The sequence below is a fragment of the Kosakonia oryziphila genome, assembly GCF_900094795.1.
In the GTDB taxonomy this organism is placed as follows: domain Bacteria; phylum Pseudomonadota; class Gammaproteobacteria; order Enterobacterales; family Enterobacteriaceae; genus Kosakonia; species Kosakonia oryziphila.
In genome coordinates, this window is sequence record NZ_FMBC01000005.1 from 97,474 (window position 1) to 119,042 (window position 21,569).

General features: G+C 54.5%; 21 protein-coding genes. 8 read left to right on the forward strand and 13 right to left on the reverse strand.

The window, feature by feature from the left end; genetic code table 11:
- Positions 1–28 precede the first annotated feature (28 nt).
- A complete protein-coding gene (locus GA0061070_RS03970) occupies positions 29–142 on the forward strand; it encodes a protein YohO (RefSeq protein ID WP_090133835.1) in 114 nt (37 codons plus the stop codon).
- Here GA0061070_RS03970 and GA0061070_RS03975 read toward each other — a convergent pair.
- The 5 genes from GA0061070_RS03975 to bglX all read right to left on the reverse strand — a co-directional run bounded on the left by GA0061070_RS03975 (position 117) and on the right by bglX (position 6,305).
- Positions 117–854: an ABC transporter permease gene (locus tag GA0061070_RS03975; protein WP_090133836.1), complete on the reverse strand. Its 738-nt coding sequence runs from the start codon at positions 852–854 to the stop codon at positions 117–119. The two genes, GA0061070_RS03970 and GA0061070_RS03975, sit on opposite strands and share 26 nt — an antisense overlap.
- Positions 838–1,785 (reverse strand): ABC transporter ATP-binding protein, encoded by a 948-nt coding sequence (locus tag GA0061070_RS03980; RefSeq protein WP_090133838.1) that lies wholly within the window; start codon positions 1,783–1,785, stop codon positions 838–840. The genes GA0061070_RS03975 and GA0061070_RS03980 overlap by 17 nt, the downstream gene beginning before the upstream one ends.
- Positions 1,778–2,932, reverse strand: a complete 1,155-nt coding sequence (locus GA0061070_RS03985) for an ABC transporter permease (protein ID WP_090133839.1) — start codon at positions 2,930–2,932, stop codon at positions 1,778–1,780. The genes GA0061070_RS03980 and GA0061070_RS03985 overlap by 8 nt, the downstream gene beginning before the upstream one ends.
- An 8-nt stretch (positions 2,933–2,940) precedes the next feature.
- Positions 2,941–3,858: a glycine betaine ABC transporter substrate-binding protein OsmF gene (gene osmF, locus GA0061070_RS03990; protein WP_090133841.1), complete on the reverse strand. Its 918-nt coding sequence runs from the start codon at positions 3,856–3,858 to the stop codon at positions 2,941–2,943.
- Positions 3,859–4,007: 149 nt separating this feature from the next.
- The gene (gene bglX, locus GA0061070_RS03995) at positions 4,008–6,305 is read right to left on the reverse strand and encodes a beta-glucosidase BglX (RefSeq protein WP_090133908.1); all 2,298 of its coding nucleotides are present in this window, start codon (positions 6,303–6,305) and stop codon (positions 4,008–4,010) included.
- A 187-nt stretch (positions 6,306–6,492) separates the two neighbouring features.
- Here bglX and dld point away from each other — a divergent pair, with 187 nt between their 5' ends.
- Together dld and GA0061070_RS04005 are read left to right on the forward strand one after the other, a co-directional pair.
- Entirely contained in the window at positions 6,493–8,241 is a 1,749-nt protein-coding gene (gene dld / locus GA0061070_RS04000; protein ID WP_090133843.1) for a D-lactate dehydrogenase, read from the forward strand.
- 102 nt (positions 8,242–8,343) lie between these two features.
- Positions 8,344–8,898, forward strand: coding sequence for a GNAT family N-acetyltransferase (locus tag GA0061070_RS04005; protein WP_090133844.1), 555 nt, complete (start codon positions 8,344–8,346; stop codon positions 8,896–8,898).
- On the opposite strand, the gene pbpG is transcribed toward GA0061070_RS04005, so the two are convergent.
- Together pbpG and GA0061070_RS04015 are read right to left on the reverse strand one after the other, a co-directional pair.
- A complete protein-coding gene (pbpG, locus tag GA0061070_RS04010; RefSeq protein WP_090133846.1) occupies positions 8,899–9,846 on the reverse strand; it encodes a D-alanyl-D-alanine endopeptidase in 948 nt (315 codons plus the stop codon).
- Between the two features lie 169 nt (positions 9,847–10,015).
- A complete protein-coding gene (locus GA0061070_RS04015) occupies positions 10,016–10,603 on the reverse strand; it encodes a Yip1 family protein (RefSeq protein WP_090133848.1) in 588 nt (195 codons plus the stop codon).
- A gap of 168 nt (positions 10,604–10,771) precedes the next feature.
- Between GA0061070_RS04015 and GA0061070_RS04020 the strand changes: the two genes are divergently transcribed.
- Positions 10,772–11,356: a DedA family protein gene (locus GA0061070_RS04020; protein WP_090133850.1), complete on the forward strand. Its 585-nt coding sequence runs from the start codon at positions 10,772–10,774 to the stop codon at positions 11,354–11,356.
- Here GA0061070_RS04020 and GA0061070_RS04025 read toward each other — a convergent pair.
- On the reverse strand, positions 11,353–12,123 hold the full coding sequence (locus GA0061070_RS04025) for an SDR family oxidoreductase (protein WP_090133852.1): 771 nt from the start codon (positions 12,121–12,123) through the stop codon (positions 11,353–11,355). The two genes, GA0061070_RS04020 and GA0061070_RS04025, sit on opposite strands and share 4 nt — an antisense overlap.
- 106 nt (positions 12,124–12,229) lie before the next feature.
- Between GA0061070_RS04025 and yohP the strand changes: the two genes are divergently transcribed.
- Positions 12,230–12,313 carry a small membrane protein YohP gene (gene yohP / locus GA0061070_RS26125; RefSeq protein WP_015572324.1) on the forward strand — a complete coding sequence of 28 codons (84 nt, stop codon included), beginning with the start codon at positions 12,230–12,232 and terminating at the stop codon, positions 12,311–12,313.
- Between the two features lie 58 nt (positions 12,314–12,371).
- Here the strand turns inward: yohP and GA0061070_RS04035 are convergent, their stop codons facing one another.
- On the reverse strand, positions 12,372–13,328 hold the full coding sequence (locus GA0061070_RS04035; RefSeq protein ID WP_090133854.1) for an MBL fold metallo-hydrolase: 957 nt from the start codon (positions 13,326–13,328) through the stop codon (positions 12,372–12,374).
- Between the two features lie 73 nt (positions 13,329–13,401).
- On the opposite strand from GA0061070_RS04035, the gene GA0061070_RS04040 reads away from it, so the two are divergent.
- Complete coding sequence (locus GA0061070_RS04040; protein WP_090133856.1) at positions 13,402–14,316, forward strand: LysR family transcriptional regulator; 915 nt, start codon at positions 13,402–13,404, stop codon at positions 14,314–14,316.
- 30 nt (positions 14,317–14,346) lie between these two features.
- Here GA0061070_RS04040 and GA0061070_RS04045 read toward each other — a convergent pair whose 3' ends face one another.
- The 4 genes from GA0061070_RS04045 to dusC all read right to left on the reverse strand — a co-directional run bounded on the left by GA0061070_RS04045 (position 14,347) and on the right by dusC (position 20,158).
- Positions 14,347–15,738: a glycoside hydrolase family 1 protein gene (locus tag GA0061070_RS04045; RefSeq protein WP_090133858.1), complete on the reverse strand. Its 1,392-nt coding sequence runs from the start codon at positions 15,736–15,738 to the stop codon at positions 14,347–14,349.
- Between the two features lie 15 nt (positions 15,739–15,753).
- Positions 15,754–17,610: a PTS beta-glucoside transporter subunit IIABC gene (gene bglF / locus GA0061070_RS04050; protein WP_090133859.1), complete on the reverse strand. Its 1,857-nt coding sequence runs from the start codon at positions 17,608–17,610 to the stop codon at positions 15,754–15,756.
- Positions 17,611–17,737: 127 nt separating this feature from the next.
- On the reverse strand, positions 17,738–18,571 hold the full coding sequence (gene bglG, locus GA0061070_RS04055) for a transcriptional antiterminator BglG (RefSeq protein WP_090133861.1): 834 nt from the start codon (positions 18,569–18,571) through the stop codon (positions 17,738–17,740).
- A 639-nt stretch (positions 18,572–19,210) separates the two neighbouring features.
- A complete protein-coding gene (dusC, locus tag GA0061070_RS04060) occupies positions 19,211–20,158 on the reverse strand; it encodes a tRNA dihydrouridine(16) synthase DusC (RefSeq protein ID WP_090133864.1) in 948 nt (315 codons plus the stop codon).
- A gap of 230 nt (positions 20,159–20,388) precedes the next feature.
- On the opposite strand from dusC, the gene GA0061070_RS04065 reads away from it, so the two are divergent.
- On the forward strand, positions 20,389–20,787 hold the full coding sequence (locus tag GA0061070_RS04065; protein WP_090133866.1) for a CidA/LrgA family protein: 399 nt from the start codon (positions 20,389–20,391) through the stop codon (positions 20,785–20,787).
- A complete protein-coding gene (locus tag GA0061070_RS04070; RefSeq protein ID WP_090133868.1) occupies positions 20,784–21,479 on the forward strand; it encodes a CidB/LrgB family autolysis modulator in 696 nt (231 codons plus the stop codon). The genes GA0061070_RS04065 and GA0061070_RS04070 overlap by 4 nt, the downstream gene beginning before the upstream one ends.
- The last annotated feature ends 90 nt before the right edge of the window (positions 21,480–21,569 follow it).

Below are 21,569 nucleotides of genomic sequence, written 5' to 3' on the forward strand. Positions count from 1 at the left end.
CTACTTGCCTTAACAAAAGGAACGACATATGAAGGCTGGTAAAATTATCGTCATCGCGATTTTTCTGCTGATGGCTATCGGCGGCATCAGCGGTGTGATGCTCGCAGGTTATTCGTTTATTGTGCGTGGCGGTGCTGGCTAAGCCAGCGCGTCAACCGCTCAAATGCCCGGTCGACAATAATCGCGGCCAGCGCCACCAGAATTGCCCCCTGAATAACATAAGCCGTATTAAAACCGCTCAACCCGATGATAATCGGCGTACCGAGCGTGCTCGCGCCCACCGTTGAGGCAATCGTCGCCGTACCAATATTGATGATCACCGAGGTACGCACACCCGCAATGATCACCGGCGCAGCCAGCGGTAGCTCCACTTTCACCAGACGCTGCCACGCGCTCATCCCCATGCCCTGCGCCACGCTTTGTACGCTCTCTGGCACGGCGGCGATCCCGGCCAGCGTGCCCTGTAAAATCGGCAAAATCCCGTATAACACCAGCGCAATCACCGCCGGCTCTTTACCAAACCCCATGACCGGCACGGCAATCGCCAGCACCGCCACTGGCGGAAAAGTTTGCCCGACGGCAGCAATGGTTTCCGCCAGCGGACGAAACTCGCGCCCGGCTGGACGGGTCACCGCAATGCCGACACCGATGCCCAGCACAATGGCAATTGCGCTGGAAATACCCACCAGCGCAAAATGCGCCGCAGCCAATGATACAAAGCTCTCCTGCTGGTAGACCGGGCGCGGCAGTTGTGGAAACAGCGCGCTGAACAACGCAGCGCTGTGCGGCAGCCACAGCAATAACGCCACAAACAGCGCGATCAACCATAGCAGTGGATCACGCAGAAGCCTCACCACTGTCCTCCACGCGCAATAAATCACGGAAATGCAGACTGCCGCAGGGCTGACCGCTGTCATCATGCACCGGCAGGATCTCGCACTGTTGGGCGACAAACGCCGACAACGCTTCGCGCAGCGTCATCTCCGCCCGCAGTGGTTCCCCTTCATAAACCGGTTCACGGCGCAGATAGCCTTTCACCTGGCGCAGCGACAGCAGGCGCACGCCCAGTTCGCTACGGCCGAAAAATTCACGGACAAAATCGTTGTGCGGCGCGGTCAGCAACGCCAGCGGTGTCCCTTGCTGCACCACTTTACCCTTATCCATCAACACCAGGTGATCCGCCAGTTGTAACGCCTCATCGATATCGTGAGTCACCAGTACAATGGTGCGCCCAAGCAGACGGTGAATGCGCACCATCTCTTGCTGCAATGCCGCGCGGGTGACCGGATCCAGCGCACCGAAAGGTTCATCCATCAACAGCACTTCTGGATCGGCCGCCAGCGCGCGAGCGACTCCGACCCGCTGCTGTTGCCCGCCGGAAAGCTGATGAGGGAAACGGTCGCGCAGCGAAACATCCAGTCCCAGCATCGCCATCAGTTCATCCACGCGCGCGTCGCGCTGCCCGTGTGACCACTTTTGCAGTTGCAGCACGGTGGCGATGTTCTGCGCCACCGTCCAGTGCGGGAACAACCCAATCGACTGGATGGCATACCCCATGCGGCGGCGTAGCTCCAGTACAGGAAGCTGACGAATATCCTCACCGGCAAAATAAATCGCGCCATCATCATGTTCTATCAGCCGGTTGATCATCTTTAGTGTGGTCGATTTTCCGGAACCAGAGGTGCCAATCAGTACCGAAAAAGCCCCCGTTTTGACATGCAGATCGAGATGACTGACAGCCTGCTGTCCGGCAAAGGTTTTGCTGACATTTTTAAATTCAATCATGTTGTCTTACCTTCAGCAGCGCGAGGCTTAAGCCAAACAGCGCATCCACGACGACAGCCAGCGCAATAACCGGGATCACGCCAAGCAACACCAAATCCAGCGCACTGCTCAGTAGCCCCTGGAAGACCAGCGAGCCGAAGCCTCCGGCACCGATCAGTGCCGCGATCACCGCCATGCCGACCGTCTGTACCGCCACGACGCGCAAACTGCGTAGCAGCAGCGGCAGCGCCAGCGGCATGCGTACCTGCCAGAAACGCTGGCGTGCACTCATTCCCATCGCCTCGGCACTCTCCAGCACTTCCTGCGGAACCTGGTTAAGCCCGGCGACCACGCCGCGAACCAGCGGCAACAGGGCATACAAAATAAGGGCGATCAGCGCAGGCGTCATGCCGGTTCCGGCAATGCCGAAACGGCTCAATACCGGGAAGTGCAGCACCAGCCCGGCCAGCGGCGCGATCAGCAGGCCGAACAGCCCGACGGAAGGAATGGTCTGGATGATATTGAGCACCGTAAAAACCGGCCCCTGGCGCGTCGGATGACGGTAGCACCATAAACCGAGGGCAAACCCCACCACCAGCGCGGGAATGAGCGTACCGAAGAGCAGGGTCAGATGCTGCACCAGCGCATCATTGAACACCTCCTGGCGGTTGCGGTATTCATGCAACAACGAGAGATCATCCAACTCACCCCTGAGCAGTAAGAGCAGCGGCAGACACCAGATTTGCGCATTGAGCAGCCAGCGCCAGACAGGATGGCTGGCAAGGCGGCGAATAGCGTCGCTACAAACCAGCAACGCCAACGCCAGCCACAACCACAGCCCGCTTCCCGGCGATGTTCGCGCCAGCGCACTGCCAGACTGCGCCAGCTCCGTCGCCGCCCTGCCCGCACTCCACACCAAAAGGCAGAACAGCGCTTCGGCCAGCACCAACGTAACGATTTGCGCAACGCGCCCTGGCACAAAACTGAGTATCAACAGTAGACAAGGTGCCAGCAGCCAGAACGCCGGAAACAGTTGCCACAACGCGCGACCTTCGCCCGATACCAGCCGGTTTGGTGCATAGTTAACAAACGGTAGCCAGGCTGCCAGCAGCCCGGCTACCATCAATAGCAGCAGCACACGATTATGACAACGTCGCGAATCCTCCATAACAGCGCTTATTTCACCAGCCCTTTTTCTTTCAGGTAATCGGCTGCCACTTTTTTCGCATCCAGCCCTTCAACGGCAATGCTGGCGTTCAGTTTTTGCAGCGTTTTTTCATCCAGGCTGGTGAAGACCGGTTTCAGCCACGTATCCAGTTGTGGATACGCTTTTAACACCGCTTCACGCACCACCGGCGTGGGCGCATAGATCGGTTGCACACCTTTCGGATCGCTCAGCGTTTGCAGCCCAAGCGCCGCCACCGGGCCATCCGTGCCGTAGGCCATCGCAGCATTTACGCCAGAGGTTTGTTGCGCGGCAGCTTTAATGGTCACTGCCGTATCGCCGCCAGCCAGTGACAGCAGTTGATCCTGTTTCAGTGTAAAGCCGTACGCTTTCTCAAAAGCCGGTAACGCATCGGTGCGTTCGATAAACTCCGCCGATGCCGCCAGTTTGAATTCGCCGCCCTCTTTCAAGTAACGGCTCAGATCGGCTAAAGATGTGAGCTTATTTTTCTGTGCCAGATCCTGGCGCACGGCAATAGTCCATGTGTTATTCGCCGGAGCGGGCGTCAGCCAGACCAGCTTATTCTGTTCGGCATCGAGTTTTTTCACTTTCTCATACCCCTGCTGCGCGTTTTTCCATGCAGGGTCGTTTTCATCTTTAAAGAAAAATGCGCCGTTGCCGGTGTATTCGGGGTAAATATCCAGCTCGCCAGAGGTAATCGCCCCGCGCACCACCGGCGTGGTGCCAAGCTGCACTTTATTGACTGTTTTTACGCCATGATTTTCCAGTACCTGCAAGATGATATTGCCCAGCAGCGCACCTTCGGTATCTATTTTAGATCCCACTTTCACCGGTTCCGCTGCCTGCAACGGCAGGCTCGTGGCAGCCACCAGCAGCAGTGAGCACGCAATCTTATGGGTGATTGTCATTCTATTTCCCTCATTTTTTGCCGCCTTTTTCAGCAGGTTGAGAAAAAAGCGTAGCCGAAAAATAGCGGCTTTGTCGCGTGAAAGCCCTAAACGATAAACGAATAAGGTATAGCGGAAAAAATCAGGCCGGTTACCCGGCCTGGGAGAGATCAGCGCAGTTCAAACTCGCCCTGATTGACGCGAGCAGAATCAACACCGATAAAGACGTTGAATTTGCCTGGCTCCGCAGCATATTTCATCTGCTGGTTCCAGAACTTCAGCGCATTCACATCGATCGGGAAGCTAACGGTTTTGGTTTCGCCGGGTTGCAGGTTCACCTTGTCAAAGCCACGCAGTTGTTTCACCGGACGGCTCATCGACGCAGTGACATCCTGCAAATACATCTGGATCACTGTTTCACCCGCGCGCTTACCGGTGTTGGTCACCTCCACGCTGGCGGTCAGTTTGCCGGTGCTGGTCATCGACGGCGCGGACATTTTCACGTCAGAGACTTTGAAAGTGGTGTAGCTAAGACCGTAACCGAACGGATAGAGCGGACCGTTCGCTTCATCAAAGTAACGGGAAGTGTATTTATTCGGCTTATCGGCATTGTACGGACGGCCGGTATTCAGGTGGCTGTAGTAAACCGGGATCTGTCCCACCGAGCGCGGGAAAGACATCGGCAGCTTACCGGACGGGTTGTAATCACCAAACAGAATATCGGCGATGGCATTACCGCCCTCCGTCCCGGCGAACCAAGTTTCGAGGATCGCATCAGCCTGCTGATCCTCTTTCACCAGCGCCAGCGGACGACCATTCATCAGCACCAGTACCAGCGGTTTACCGGTCGCTTTCAGCGCGGCAATCAGATCGCGCTGGCTTTGTGGAATGGTTATATCGGTACGGCTGGAAGCTTCGTGCGCCATCCCCTGCGCTTCACCCACCACCGCAACCACTACGTCGGATTTCTTCGCCGCCGCCACCGCTTCATCAATCATCTCTTTCGGCGAACGAGGATCCACCACTACCGCCGGTTCATACAGATTGAGGAAGTTAACGATGTCTTTGTCGTTAGTGATGTTCGCCCCTTTGGCGTACAGCACCTCGCCTTTATCGGCCAGCGCATTGCGAATGCCGGTCAGCACGGTAACGGACTGATCGGCCACACCCGCCGCAGACCAGCTTCCCATCGAGTCGCGTTTACTGTCGGCCAGCGGCCCAACTACCGCCACGGTGTCGGTTTTTTTCAGTGGCAGTGTCTCAAGGCGGTTTTTCAGCAGCACCATACTTTCGCGCGCCACTTCACGCGCTTCTTTGCGATGCAGACGGCTTTCCGCATTGGTATCTTTCGGGTCGCTCTCTTTCGGGCCGAGATGGCTGTAAGGATCGTTAAATAAGCCCATGTCGTACTTCACGTTCAGCACATGGCGCGTGGCATCGTCCAGCTCCGCCATCGTCACCTTGCCGGATTTCAGCAGCCCCGGCAGATACTTGCTGTAGTACTCGTCGCTCATGCTCATGTTGATGCCGGACTTCAGCGCCACACGCACCGCATCTTCCGGATCGGCGGCCGTGCCATGTTTGATAAGCTCTTTGATCGCACCGTGATCGGAAATGGTGATACCTTTGAAGTGCCACTGATCACGCAGCAGATCTTTTAACAGCCAGGAATCCGACGAAGCGGGCGTACCGTTTAGCGAGTTAAGCGCCACCATCACGCCGCCGCTACCGGCATCAAGCGCTGCTTTGTACGGCGGCATATAGTCGTTAAACAGACGCTGCGGGCTCATATCGACGGTGTTGTACTCTTTACCGCCTTCCACCGCGCCATAAGCGGCAAAGTGTTTAACGCTGGTCATCACAGAGTAGCGATCCGCCGGGCTTTTGCCCTGCATCGCTTCTACCATCGTGCGCCCCATTTCAGAGGTCAGGAAGGTGTCTTCGCCAAACCCCTCCGACACGCGGCCCCAGCGTGGATCGCGGGAAACGTCCACCATCGGCGCCCAGGTCATATTCAGGCCATCATCGGCAGCTTCCCAGGCAGAAATGCGCCCCACCGTGCGCACCGCATCAAGGTTAAAACTGGAGGCCAGGCCAAGGCTAATCGGGAAGACGGTACGCTGGCCGTGAATCACATCGTAGGCGAAAAAGAGAGGAATTTTCAGGCGGCTAAGCTGCATCGCCTGATCCTGCATCTCGCGGATATCCGGACGGGTGACGGTGTTAAAAATCGCCCCCACCTGGCTCTTTTTGATCATCTCGCGGATAGCTTCCTTCGGGTTATCCGGGCCAACACTGATAAGACGTAACTGGCCAATTTTTTCATCAACCGTCATCTTTTTGAGCAACTCAGTGACAAATGCATCCCTTGCTTCCGGCGTCAGCGGATGGTTGCCAATCAACTCCTCAGCCAGCGCGGGTTGCAGCGCGAGGCTCATCGCGACACCTACAGAACATAGCCATTTCATGTCGTATTTACTCTCTTGTATTTCACCCATAACCACGGAACGAACCGCGAAAAAAACGCAGTGTGCCATAATCCTGGCATGTCTTGCAGAGTTGAACTCTGATTTTTCTGCGAATTCGCTCCCTCGTCAGGTTTAGCGGGACTACTATTACAGGCACAAAAATGCTGACTCACCACAGGAGTGGAATATGTCATTCGCAACGTCAAACGAGAACCACACATTTTTACACGAGCTGAAACGACTGGTCGGCGCGTCTCACCTGCTGACCGATCCCGCCAAAACCGCCCGCTACCGTAAAGGCTTTCGCTCCGGCCACGGCGATGCGCTGGCGGTTGTGTTTCCCGGAACCTTAGTGGAGCTGTGGCGCGTGCTACTTGCTTGCGTCAGCGCTGATAAAATCATCCTGATGCAGGCGGCAAATACGGGCCTGACCGAAGGCTCAACGCCCAGCGGCAATGATTATGACCGCGATATTGTGATTATCAGCACCCTGAGGCTCGACAAGTTGCATCTGCTGGATAACGGTGAGCAGGTGCTGGCGTATCCTGGTACCACGCTCTACTCGCTGGAAAAGGCGCTTAAACCGCTGGGCCGCGAGCCGCACTCGGTGATTGGCTCCTCCTGCATTGGCGCCTCGGTGATTGGCGGGATCTGCAATAACTCCGGTGGTTCACTGGTGCAACGTGGCCCGGCCTATACAGAGATGTCGCTGTTCGCCCGTATCGATGAGCAGGGCAAATTGCAGTTGGTTAACCATCTGGGCATTGATTTGGGGGAAACACCGGAGCAGATCCTCAACGCGTTAGATGACGAAAACATCAAAGCGGATAACGTGCGACACGATCAGCGTCACGGCCATGATAATGATTACATTACCCGCGTGCGCGATGTCGAAGCCGATACCCCGGCGCGCTACAATGCCGATCCAGATCGGCTATTTGAATCCTCCGGCTGTGCGGGCAAACTCGCGGTTTTTGCTGTGCGTCTGGATACTTTCCCGGCGGAAAAACAGCAGCAGGTGTTCTATATCGGCACCAATCAGACCGCCGTATTAACGGAGATCCGCCGCCACATTCTGGCGAATTTCGCCCACCTGCCAGTAGCGGGCGAATATATGCACCGCGATATTTACGACATTGCCGAACGCTACGGGAAAGACACGTTCCTGATGATCGATAAGCTCGGCACTGACAAAATGCCGCTGTTCTTTACCCTGAAGGGACGCACAGAAGCGCTGCTGGATAAAGCGCCGCTGTTCAAGCCACACTTTATTGACCGTTCACTGCAAAAAATCAGCGCCATTTTTCCGTCGCACCTGCCACCGCGAATGAAAACATGGCGCGATAAGTATGAGCATCATCTGTTGTTGAAGATGTCCGGCGACGGCATTGCGGAAGCGCAAAACTGGCTGACGAACTATTTTGCCAGTGCTGAAGGCGGCTTTTTCGTCTGTACGCCGGAGGAAGGGAGCAAAGCCTTTTTACACCGCTTTGCCGCCGCCGGTGCGGCGATCCGCTATCAGGCGGTACATGCCGACGAAGTAGAAGATATTCTGGCTCTCGATATCGCTCTCAGGCGCAACGATAGCGAGTGGTTTGAACATCTGCCGCCGGAAATCGACAACCAACTGGTGCACAAACTCTACTATGGCCATTTTATGTGCCATGTTTTCCACCAGGATTACATCGTCAAAAAAGGCGTCGACGCCCATGCACTGAAAGAGCAAATGCTTGAACTGCTGCGCCAGCGTGGCGCGCAATACCCTGCGGAACATAACGTGGGCCACCTGTATGAAGCCGCAGAAACGCTAAAACAGTTTTATCGGGAAAATGATCCGACAAACAGCATGAATCCCGGTATCGGAAAAACCACCAAGCGTAAATTCTGGCAAGAAGAGTCAACAGCAGATAATCACGCTAAAGCGGCGATAAAATAGCCATTAGACAGACTGTATTGTGTGCTCCTTTCGTAATAGAGTAACAAAAAACGCCAGAGAAACGTTTCTCTGGCTCCCCGTTTCGAAGGAGCACACCTTTCCATGTCTGCTGTCGATATTCTCTCCGGCCCTGCTGTCGTGGTGCGCGACGCCACACCTGACGATGTGCACGCCATTGCATCGCTGTATGCCTGGCATGTGCTACACGGTCGCGCCTCCTTCGAAGAAGTCCCCCCGACGATTGATGAAATGCGTGTCCGCATGAGCAAAATCGCCGGCGATGGCCTGCCGTGGATGGTGGCACTGTATCACGGCATTATCGTTGGCTACTGCTACGCCGGTTTCTATCGCCCGCGTCAGGCTTATCGCTATACGCTGGAAGAGTCGATTTACGTCGATGCCAGCATGACTGGTCGCGGGATCGGTTCAACGCTGATGAGTGCCCTGATTGCACGCTGTGAAGAGGGGCCGTGGCGGCAACTGATTGCGGTGGTTGGCGACGGCAATAATAATTCCGGCTCCCTGCGGCTGCATAAAAAGTACGGCTTTGAGATTGTCGGGCAACTGCGTAGCGTCGGCTACAAGAAAGGGGACTGGCGAGATACGCTGATTATGCAGCGTCCACTCAACGATGGTGACTGGACGCTGCCGGAGTAATTAATCGTTCTGCGCGGTTTGCTCGCCCGCTGAACTGTTATTCTGCGTCATCTGCGCCGCTTTCTGGCGCTTATAACTCAGCGCCGACGCCGGAACCGGCTGTGCTTTCCCGGTTTCAATCCAGGTACGTAAACGGCTGGCATCGGCAAAGTGCGTAAATTTGCCGAATGCATCCATTACCACCAGCGCCACCGGCTTGTTATTAATCACCGTACGCATCACCAGACAGTGCCCTGCCGCATTGGTAAAGCCGGTTTTGGTTAACTGAATATTCCAGTTATCGCGGTAGACCAGATGGTTGGTATTGCGAAACGGCAGCGTATAGGCCGGATTGCTGAAAGTTGCCATCTCTTCGCGCGTGGTGCTCAGTTGCCCAATCAGCGGATACTGTTTGGTGGCAATCAGCAGTTTAGTCAGATCGCGTGCGGTAGAAACGTTGTGAATCGACAGCCCGGTCGGTTCAACATAATGCGTATTGGTCATGCCCAGCGCTTTGGCTTTGGCATTCATCGCGGCGATAAACGCGTTGTAACCGCCCGGATAGTGGTGCGCAAGGCTGGCGGCAGCGCGGTTTTCCGACGACATCAGCGCCAGCAGCAGCATATTTTTACGGCTGATCTCGCTGTTCAGACGTACGCGGGAGTATATCCCTTTCATTTCCGGCGTCTGGCTGATATCAACTTTGAGTTTCTCATCCAGCGGCAAATGAGCATCCAGCACCACCATCGCGGTCATCAACTTGGTAATGGAGGCGATAGGACGCACCAGATCCGGGTGACTGGAGTAGATCACCTGATTGGTTTGCAGATCGACAATCATCGCGCTACCTGAGGCGATTTCAGGTTGTGCGGCAGTGGTTGCAGCAGTAGTTTTCGCAACAGCAAACGGCGCCACGGGCGCAGCCAGCAATAAAGCCAGGCTTAATAAAGGGACTCGAAATTTCTGCATGGTGAGACTTCTGAAAATTATTCACGCACGTTATTACGCACACCGCTTTCATTAATCAGGAAAATAATGAGGCTAGCCTGCGCATAATAGCCGCCATACAGGGTTGTCGCCACAGAAGAATCATTGCTGAAGATTGCATTGCTGGCATTTGCGCCAGCAATGCATTTTATCAAAACAGGCGGTAGCCGTAGCCCCAGAGGATAACCGTCAGTGCCAGCAGCACTTCCAGCACCAGCACACCAATCGCCAGCGTGGAACTGGAGAAGCTCAGCCCCTCTTCTTTATTGATATTGAGGAAGGTCGGAATACCAACATAGAGCAGGTAACCGGTATAGAACAGTGCGGCGGTACCCACCAACGCGCATAGCCATACCAGCGGATAGAGCGCCACAATACCGCTCAGGAACAGCGGTGTTGCGACATAACCGGCAAACACCATACAGCGCGCAAGCCCGGGGCGCTGCGGGTAGCCTCGTGCCATCCACCAGATGACGCGGCCCATCACGGCCACTCCCGCCAGCATCAGCGCATAAAACAGTACCGCCATGTAGAAGCCAGTAAACAGCGACAGCCTGACAACATTCTCCTCACCGAAGTTCCAGCCGATTTGTGTGGTACCAATAAACGCACAAATAACCGGTACTGCCGCCATAAACAGCACATGGTGAGTGTAGTGATGCGAAACCGTCTCGTCTTCGCTTTTGATCACCTTCATTTCACGATCGGGATGGGAAAACAGTCCCCAGACATGGTTCATAACGCCCCCTTCTGACAGCCCGAACAACGACACTGCAAGTATAATTCACTATTGTGATTATTTTTTGTACAGAAGTAAAAATAGCGCTGTAGCACAAAATATCCTTCCGGCAAGAACCTTCAGTCGGGTGTATGCTTATAAGCGTTTTACCGGGAGGGCTTCTTTTTAATGGATATCAATGAACTGATTAGCCAGTATGGCTATGCCGCGCTGGTTATTGGCAGTATTGCTGAAGGTGAGACCATTACGCTGCTTGGCGGAGTTGCAGCGCATCAGGGATTATTACACTTCCCGCTGGTGGTTATCTCTGTGGCGCTGGGCGGCATGTTTGGCGACCAACTGCTCTATCTGCTCGGCCGCCGTTACGGCATGAAAATACTGCGCCGCTTCTCACGCCATCGCGACAAAATCCATCAGGCGCAAACGCTGATTCGCCGCCATCCTTACCTGTTTGTGATTGGTTCGCGCTTTATGTATGGCTTTCGCATCGTGGGCCCATTGCTGATTGGCACCAGCCATCTGCGTCCGAAAATTTTTCTGCCGCTGAATATTCTTGGCGCGATCGTCTGGGCGTTACTGTTCACCACGCTGGGCTACGTTGGCGGGGAAGTGATTGGCCCGTGGCTGCATCAGTTCGATCAGCATGTAAAACGCTGGATTTGGCTGGTTATCGCTATTGCGCTGGTGGTTTGTCTGCGCTGGTGGTTCCGGCACCGCCGTAAGAAGCGCCAGAACAGCACAAAGCAGGATTAAGCTTTAGGTTTGAACTGCGGGTTAGCAAGCATAAATCCGCCGTCGATAATAAACGACTGCCCGGTGGTATAACTGGCGTGCTCTGAACAGAGCCAGGCCACCATGCTGGCTATCTCTTTGGTGGTGCCGGGCCGGGCCAGCGGAATATTTGGCATCGAACCGGGTTTCGCATCATCATCGCGCATGTTATTCATCGGCGTGGCTATCGCGCCGGGCGCAACCGCATTGACGAGAATGTTGTGATCAACCAGCTCCAGCGCCATCGACTGAGTTAATCCGCCCAGCGCATGTTTCGCAGCGGTATAGGCACTTGCCTCCGGCAGCGGCGTATATTCATGCACCGAGGTGATGTTAATGATGCGTCCGCCCTGCCCCTGCGCTACCATTTGCCGCGCCGCAATTTGCGAGCAGAGAAACGCGCCGTCAACATCGACGGTAAAAATGCTGCGCCAGTCTTCGAACGTCACCTCCAGGAAAGGCGCTTTGCTCATCGCGCCAGCATTATTGACCAGTACATCGATGCGTCCGAAACGGGAAATCAGCGTTTGTATCGCCTGCACGCCTTCCGGCAACTGGCTAAGATCGAGCTGGATGGTTTCGGCCCTTCGCCCGAAAGCTTGCACCTGCCGTGCCGTATCTTGTGCGCCCTTTTCATCTGAATGCCAGGTAATACCAATATCAAAACCCTGCTCTGCCAGCATCAGCGCGCATTGCTTGCCGATACCGGAATCTGCGGCAGTGACCACTGCAACATGGGTAACAGACATTGTTCGCCCTCCGGTGATTGCAAACCATTAAGTATAGAAAAAAGGCAAAAATGCAGCAGATTATCTACGCTTTGTACTTCCACATGTATGGAGGGCGTTAAAAATGTTGAAAATTTTACTTTGGGTGATCCTGATTATCTTTCTGATTGGTCTGCTGGTGGTGACAGGTGTGTTTAAGATGATTTTTTAATGCTGAGCGGGTGGCGGCTGCACTTCAGCCAACCTGAAGTGCAGCGCTATCCGTCAGATTAATTCCCCTGCGCGCTGTAGTTAATCGGCACCCAGCGGTAGCCTTTATCGGCTTTTATCACTTTGCCAATGCCAGGGAACGCAATATGCGCGGCGGCTATCCAGTCTCCTTCGCGGGCAACCTGTGCCAGTACTTTCTGGCGTGTGGCAACGGCCTGCTGCTGGTTGACATCAAAATGGATCGCCACGCCAGGATCCGGTAGCTGCACCGGATGCGCATGGATAATATCGCCCCACAACATCAATGTCTTACCGCCGTGGGTAACCCGATAGATCACACTACCCGGCGTATGCCCTGGCGCAGGTACTGCGTCAATGCCGGGAATGATTTCCGTCGGTGCGTGGAACGTACTGAGTTTACCGGCATCGATCACCGGGCGCAGCGAGCGTTCGGATTCAGCAAAGGTGTAACGCTGGCTCTCTTCAACCTCTTTCAGATGTGCCGGGTTGAGCCAGAAATCCACGTCGCGCTGATCGACCCGAACCGTGGCATTGCGAAACACCGGCTTGCTGTCGCGCTGCACGCCGCCAGAGTGATCGGCATGAATGTGAGTCAGCAACACCGTATCAATCGCATCTGGATCGATGCCCGCCGCCCGCAAGTTATCCGGAAGATGCCCGCCCGCATCACCAAACAGCGGCCCGGCTCCCGTATCGACCAGAATCAACTGTTTACCGGTATTAATGACAAAGGCGTTGATTGACGTTTCGGCGTGAACTGCCAGGTTGGCTTTCGCCATCTGCGATTGCAGCGTTGCCGGGGAAATATGAGTGAGCAGCTTGTCAAACGGCACGGCGACCGTGCCGTCGGAAACGGCGGTGATTTGCCAGTCGCCCATCGCCATCCGGTAATATCCCGGCGCCTGCGCTTGATGCGTACTGGGTGGTTGCGCTGCGTGGGCGCTGAAGATCATCGTTGCGCCCACCAGCGCCATTAGCAGAGGATAATGTTTCATCACTTTCTCCTGTTGTTTTCGTTGCAACAGTATCCCGCCAGCGCTACTATCGCACCAATTGATTGGAGTGATAATGACTATCAAAGAGAATGATTTTCGCAAAATCGATCTGAACCTGCTGATCGCCTTTGCCGTACTGTTTCGTGAACAGAGCGTCTCCGCTGCGGCGGATAAGCTACATCTGGGGCAGCCCGCAGTGAGCGGTGTGCTGTCGCGTTTGCGCACGCTGTTTGACGATCCGCTGTTTATCCGCAGCGGCCATCGCATGCAACCCACAGCCCGTGCGGAAGAGCTGCACAGCGAGTTGCTGCCGCTGCTGGAACAGTTGCAGAGCGCGCTGTTTCAGCAAGCGGCGTTTGATGTGAAAACCGTGAACATCACGCTGACGCTCGGTATGGCCGACTGGGTAGAAATGTGGCTGATGCCGCGTCTTATACCGGCGCTTCAGCAGGCGGCTCCCGGCATGCGTCTGAACGTGGTAGCCAGCGATCCTTTCAGCGATGCCACGCGGCTCGAAGGTGGCGAAATGGATATGGCGATCAGCGTTGCCACCGCCGGGCCGCGCTGGCTTGAACGTGAAGTGCTGACCACCATGTCATTTGTCACGCTCTGGCACCCGCAGCAACTGACGCTCAGCGCGCCGCTGGATGTCGACACGTTTGCCGCTCATCCCCATTTGATGGTTAGTTACCGTGAGGCAACCAGCAGCCATTTTGATACGCTGCTGGCAAAAACCGGCCATCAACGCCGTGTGCATTACACCACTCCGCATTTTGCCGCCCTGCCAGGTCTGCTGGAAACGATGCCAGCACTGGCGACCGTACCCGCCGGACTGGCAACGGAGTGGCAGAGAACACGCAGCTTACTGGCAAGCCCGCTGCCGCTGGATGCAGAACCGGTCGAAGTGGCGCTACTGTGGCACCAGCGTCACAGCAGTGACCCGGCGGTGATGTGGCTGAAAGCGTTTATCCGCCATCTGATCGGATAACAAACGGGCTCGTCAGCGGGCCTGTTTGCATTACTTCAGAATTGTGCCGTTGCTGGCAATGACATCACGATACCAGTAAAAACTCTTCTTGCGGCTACGCGCCAGCGTGCCATTGCCGTTATCATCACGATCCACATAGATAAAGCCGTAACGCTTGGAGATCTCGGCTTTCGATGCGCTGACCAAGTCAATTGGCCCCCAGCTTGTGTAACCCATCACCTCGACACCGTCGTCAATCGCTTCGCGCACCTGCACCAGATGGTTGTTGAGATAAGCAATGCGGTAGTCGTCGTTGATGCTGCCATCGGCTTCCACCTTGTCCTTCGCACCCAGACCGTTCTCAACGATAAACAGCGGTTTTTGCCAGCGATCCCACAGCATATTCAGCAGGGTACGCAGGCCAACCGGATCGATCTGCCAGCCCCACTCTGAGCTGGCCAGATGCGGGTTTTGCACCATGCTGAGAATATTGCCGCGCGCCTGCTGATTCAGCGCTTTATCGGTGGTCACGCAGCCAGTCATGTAGTAGCTGAACGAAATAAAATCGACGGTGGATGCCAGCGCTTCGCGATCGGCAGCGGTGATCTCAATGCGAATACCGTTATCACGGAAATAGCGCAACATATAGCCAGGATATGCGCCACGGCACTGCACATCGCCAAAAAGCTGCCAGCTACGGTTCTCTTGCAACGCTTCGAGCACATCCTCCGGCTTGCAGGTCAACGGATACATCAGCCCACCCAGCAGCATATTGCCGATCTTGCCATCCGGGATAATCTCATGGCATGCCTTCACGGCCAGCGCGCTGGCCACCAGTTGATGGTGAATCGCCTGATAAACCGCCTCTTTACTGCTATTCTCCGGCAACCCGACACCGGTCATCGGCGCGTGCAATGACATATTTATCTCGTTGAAAGTCAACCACAATTTCACCTTCGCCTTGTAGCGACTGAACACGGTACGCGCATAACGTTCGAAGAAACCAATGGTCTGACGGCTGCCCCAGCCACCATACTGTTTCACCAGCCCCCACGGCATCTCATAGTGGGATAAGGTGACCAGCGGCGTAATGCCGTACTTTGCCAGTTCATCAAACAGCTTGTCGTAGTAGGCAAGGCCCGCTTCATTCGGCGTGGCTTCATCACCGTTCGGGAAAATACGCGTCCAGGCAATCGACACGCGCAGGCAGCTAAACCCCATCTCCGTAAACAGCGCGATATCTTCCGGGTAGCGGTGGTAAAAATCGATGGCGACATCTTTCAGCGCACTGTCTCCTGCCACGCGTTCAACCACGTCGCCAAACACCCCTTTTGGCTGGACATCCGACGTTGAAAGGCCTTTTCCACCTTCCAGATACGCGCCTTCAACCTGGTTCGCAGCAATCGCGCCGCCCCACAAGAACGATTTCGGAAATGCTTTCATTATTTTCTCCTTTGATTAACCGACGACTGCAAGCAACGGCATTCCGGCCTGTACTGAGGTTTCAGCCACAGTACGCACACTACCAATACTGTCGCTGTTACTGATAATAATCGGCGTAGCGAGATCGTAGCCGGCAGCAAGGATCGCTGCGCGATCGAACTCCAGTAGCAGATCGCCCACATTCACTTTGTCACCCACCTGAACATGGGCGCTAAAGAGCCCACTTCCCAGCTTGACGGTGTCAATACCGACGTGAATCAACACTTCAACACCGTTATTGCTGAGCAGTCCGATCGCATGTTTGGTGGCAAACAGCGATGCCACTTCCCCGGAAAACGGTGCCACTACGCGACCGTCCTGTGGAATGATCGCCACACCTTGCCCCAGCAAACCGCTGGCGAAGGTGGCATCCGCTACTTGATCCAGCGCCAGAACCGTACCGCTCATTGGCGCCAGAACCACGTTCTCCGCAGACGTTGCCGCGCCGCCCGGCTCTGCGGCAACCGAAACTTTTGGCAGTCCGGCAAAAAAAGTCAGCACGCTGGATAAGAGCAGCGCCACAATGCTACCGATAATACCGCCCCACAACGTTGCATCGATGCCGCCCGGTGGGATCATCTGAGCCAACGTAAAGATGTTGGCGAAACCAAAGGAATAGACATGGCTACCGCTAAAGCCAACAATGCCTCCGCCGATGGCTCCTGCCACGCAACCAAAGATAAACGGACGGCGCAGCGGCAGCGTTAAACCGTACACGGCCGGTTCGGTGATGCCGAAAATCCCGGCAGCGATGGATGAACCCGCCAGCATCTTCTGGCGCACATCGCGGGTACGCAGAAAGATACCTAGCGTTGCGCCAACCTGACCGAACACCGCGGGTAGCAGGATTGGCAACATGGAGTCCTGCCCAAAGACAGCAAGGTTGTTGATCATCAACGGTACCAGCCCCCAGTGCAGACCAAAGATCACGCAGACCTGCCATAGCGCGCCCAGAGACGCCCCCGCAAGCCAGGGTGCCAGCGTATAGATGGTCTGATAGCCATGCGCCAGCATCTGGCTCAGCCAGGTCGCGACTGGGCCAATGATCAGGAAGGTTAACGGGACGGTGATGGCGATGCTGATTAGCGGCGCAAAGAAGTTTTTTACCGCCGCATGCAGGAAACGATTGCCCTGTTTTTCCAGCCAGCAACTGACCCAGGCGGCAAGAATAATCGGGATGACGGAACCGCTGTAATTAAGGAACGTCACAGGAATGCCGAGGAAAGATTCGCTGGCCGCACCATCAGCCTGGCTGGCATTGAAGGCTGCTATCATCAACGGGTGCGTCAGCGCGCCGCCAATCACCATGGTGACAAAAGGACTGCCGCCGAATTTTTTCCCAGCGGTATAACCCAGCACCAGCGGTAAGAAGAAAAAGAGCGCATCGCTGGCAGCAAACCAGATTTTATAAGTGCCGCTGTCGGTTGTGAGCCAGCCACAGACAATCGCCAGAGCCAGCAGCCCTTTGAGGATCCCGGATGCGGCAAGAACGCCGATAAACGGGGTAAAAATGCCGGAAACAATATCAATCAATCGCCCCAGCAGATTGCCTTTATCTTCTGCTGCCGCCATTGGCGTTTCGTCCGTTAATCCTGCCTCCTGGCGCACGGCTTGCCATACTGCGTTCACATGGTTGCCAATCACAACCTGAAACTGGCCGCCGCTCTCTACCACCATAATCACGCCGGGGTTGGTTTTTAATCCTTCGGCATCCGCTTGCTGGATGTTTTTGAGTTTGAAACGCAACCGGGTCGCACAGTGTACCAGGCTGCTGATATTCTCCTTCCCACCAACGTGGCTGAGGATCGCTTTCGCCAACGCTTGATATTCCATGTTGAATTCCCTTGCATCTGTCGCCCGAAGGCGGTGACTGAGTAAAAAAAAACCTGAGCCAGCGCCTCGCGGAGCCGGTCTCAGGTTTTGCCTGCACAATGCAGTAACAATCCTTTTGTAGCTTGTTTTAACGCGTTTCTTTTCTCACCCGTTCAATATGAATGGCGAGGAACATAATTTCTTCGTTCGTTAGCTGACGCTGATAGCGGCTGACCAGATGGCGAGCAACTTTTTCCGCGCACTGCCATGCCAGCCGATAATTCTCTTTCACCGCCTGATGCAGGGAGAGATCGTCATCCGCCACCACCGTACGGTTCAGCAAACGCTGCGAGAAAAATTTCAGATGCGTCACAAAGCGATGATAGCTCAGCGACTCTTCATCGTATTCCAGCGTCAACTGATACTTCACGATGTGCAAAATTTCCTGCATCACCTGGGTGATATGCATCACTTCCGGCATTTCGCTGTTCAGTTGCGCCGTCACCAGATGCAGGGCGATAAACCCGGCTTCATCTTCCGGCAACTCAATATCGAGGCGTTTAGCGAGTATCTCCCGCGCCTGCTGGCCCAGCGCAAACTCTTTCGGATAGAGATGCTTAATCTCCCACAACAATACGTTACGTACTACAACGCCTTTTTTCTGCCGCTCAAGCGCAAAATAACAGTGGTCGGTCAGCGCAATGTAGAGACTGTCCTGCAGCTTGCCGAGCTGGCTACGGGCCAGTTCGATTATGCGATCGCAGGCGGTTATCACTTCCAGCGGGATCTGGCTGAGCAGTTCGCTGAGACGGCACACCAGCTCATCGCTTTGCAGAGCAAACACTTTCTCAATACAACGCTCATCCAGTTCGTCGCCGGGGCGTTTCTGGAACGCCAGCCCCCGCCCCATAACAACCTGTTCGCGCTGCTGCTCATCCAGTACTACCACAACATTATTGTTTAATATTTTGGCGATTTTCATTACGGCCCCGGAAACAAAAAAACCTGACCTCCGGCAGTTGCCGGACAATCAGGTTTCGCCTGCCTAAGCAGTAACAATCCAGGTGCCGACTCTACCAGTTTCCCAACGATGAAAAATATGCCGGGAGATTAAAATTGTGATCTTGCTCGCGCGATGCGTTAACAAAAAAACGTCTGATGCGATGATGGATACAGCGGCGCGTTCGCAGGCCGAAACCGCAGCCAGGCGCTCTGGTCGTCAGCGGGCAAGGCGCAGATGGAAATAAAAACCAGAAGGAGTGATAATGTAAAAGGTGCCATAATATGCATTCCATTATTATATTACTGGCCACTGAATAGCTATCGAACGATACCGTTATCGGTGACAAATGAATATATTAATTAAAAGAGCAGATTAGAGCCTATCCCATTAGGCTTTTAGTCGTTCCATTAATACACCAAATAAAAACAAAAAATCCAAATCCGGGATTCGTCATAACGAACCCTGTAAATTTAGGTTTTGCCTGTATAACAGTAACAATCCTGACGTTGTGCGAACAGAAATAGCACTCTGATTTTAAATAATCCAGCAGCTATTTTATGAATAAAGAAAAAACGTGATACAGCTAACGCGGATATCGGCGCCAGCATAATTATTACATTATTCTGGATTCAGCTTAACACGCGAAATTGCCGCTGCTATCTCTTCTGACGTTTTATAGCTACGAATTTCGGCGAACAAATCACTGGCTTCGTTATATTCTTTACGCAAATAACCCAGCCACTGTTTAATACGCGCCACATGATACAAACCGGTATCACCTTGCTTTTCCAGACGCGAATATTTCACCAGCAGCGCCACCACATCAGGCCACGGCATACGCGGTTCATTGTATTTTACCACCCGGCTCAGGTTTGGCACATTCAGCGCACCGCGGCCAATCATCACCGCATCACAACCGGTAGCCGCCATACATGCCTGAGCACTTTTCCAGTCCCATATCTCACCGTTGGCAATAACCGGAATTGACAGACGCTGGCGGATCTCGCCAATCGCCTGCCAGTTGATGCACTCCGCTTTATAACCGTCTTCTTTGGTGCGCCCGTGTACCGCCAGTTCCGTCGCCCCCGCCTGCTGGACAGCGTCAGCGATTTCGAACTGCCGGGCGGCGCTATCCCAACCGAGACGTACTTTTACCGTCACCGGCAGATGCGATGGCACGGCATCGCGCATCGCTTTTGCGCCGCGGTAAATCAGCTCGGGATCTTTCAACAAGGTCGCACCGCCGCCGCTGCCGTTGACCAGTTTTGACGGGCAGCCACAATTAAGGTCAACCCCCCACGAGCCAAGCTCCACCGCCCTTGCCGCATTTTCCGCCAGCCACTCGGGATACTGCCCGAGTAACTGCACGCGCACCAGGGTTCCGGAAGGGGTACGGCTTTGCCGGTGTAACTCCGGGCAGATTTTGTGAAACGATTTTACTGGCAGCAGTTGATCAACTACGCGCAAAAACTCAGTAATGCACAGGTCGTAATCGTTAACCTCGGTCAGCAGCTCGCGCACCAGCGAATCAAGCACACCTTCCATCGGTGCCAATAAGACGCGCATAGATCACCCCGGGAAAAAATGAGACGCCATAGTAGCGTCTCCGTAGCTGCGAGGAAAGTGCCTTTATCGCACGGGAAAACTACACTGAGCGGGATTCATGCAGTAAATCTTGTGGGAATGCATAACGTTCCCAAATGGAATGTTTGGTATGCTCAGAATTCATGATGTGATCAGTAGCACGTTTTAAGCTTTAATTGTATGATGAATGCGTTTCAGCAAGGGCTTTCACCATGAGCAAATCATTAAATATTATCGGGCAGTATCTTCGCGCTTTCGTACTTATTTATGCCTGTTTGTACGCGGGCATCTGGCTGGCTTCGCTGCTGCCGATCACCATCCCCGGCAGTATCATTGGCATGCTGCTTATGTTTGTGCTGTTGGCGCTGCAAATCCTTCCGGCAAAATGGGTTAATCCTGGCTGCGTCCTGCTGATCCGTTATATGGCGCTGCTGTTTGTGCCGATTGGCGTGGGTGTCATGCAATATTACGACCTGCTGCGGGCGCAGTTTGGGCCGATTATTGTCTCCTGCACTATCAGTACAGCGATTGCTTTTTTGGTGGTGAGCTGGAGTACCCATCTGATACACGGCGAACGTAAAGTCTCAGGACAAAAAGGTAGCAAAGAATGATGACGTATATCTGGTGGTCATTACCCCTGACGCTGGTGGTCTTTTTTGCCGCACGCAAACTCGCCGCACGTTTTAAAATGCCGCTGCTCAACCCGCTGCTGGTGGCGATGGTAGTGATTATCCCCATCCTGTTAGTCACCGGTACGCCTTATGATCACTATTTTCAGGGTAGTAAAGTCCTTAACGATCTGTTGCAACCTGCGGTCGTGGCGCTGGCCTTCCCATTATATGAACAACTGCATCAGATCCGCGCACGCTGGAAATCAATAATCACCATCTGTTTTATTGGCAGCCTGGTGGCGATGACCTCCGGGGCAGCAATTGCGTTGCTGATGGGGGCAACACCGCAAATTGCCGCGTCGGTATTACCAAAATCGGTCACCACACCAATTGCAATGGCCGTAGGCGGCAGTATTGGCGGTATCCCGGCGATCAGTGCTGTTTGCGTCATTTTTGTAGGCATACTGGGCGCGGTCTTCGGACACACGCTGTTGAATGCCATGCATATTCATACCAAATCTGCCCGCGGGCTAGCGATGGGGACTGCTTCGCATGCGTTGGGCACTGCGCGCTGCGCGGAGCTGGATTATCAAGAAGGGGCATTTGGTTCTCTGGCGCTGGTGATTTGCGGGATTATTACCTCGCTGATCGCACCATTCCTGTTCCCGGTGATTCTGGCGGTGTTCGGCTGAAATTTGCGATTCGTCGCGCATTTCTTATTTGTGTTTCATAAGTTGCATATACAGTGTGAAGTGAATCACACATAAGTGGCATTTAGCCCC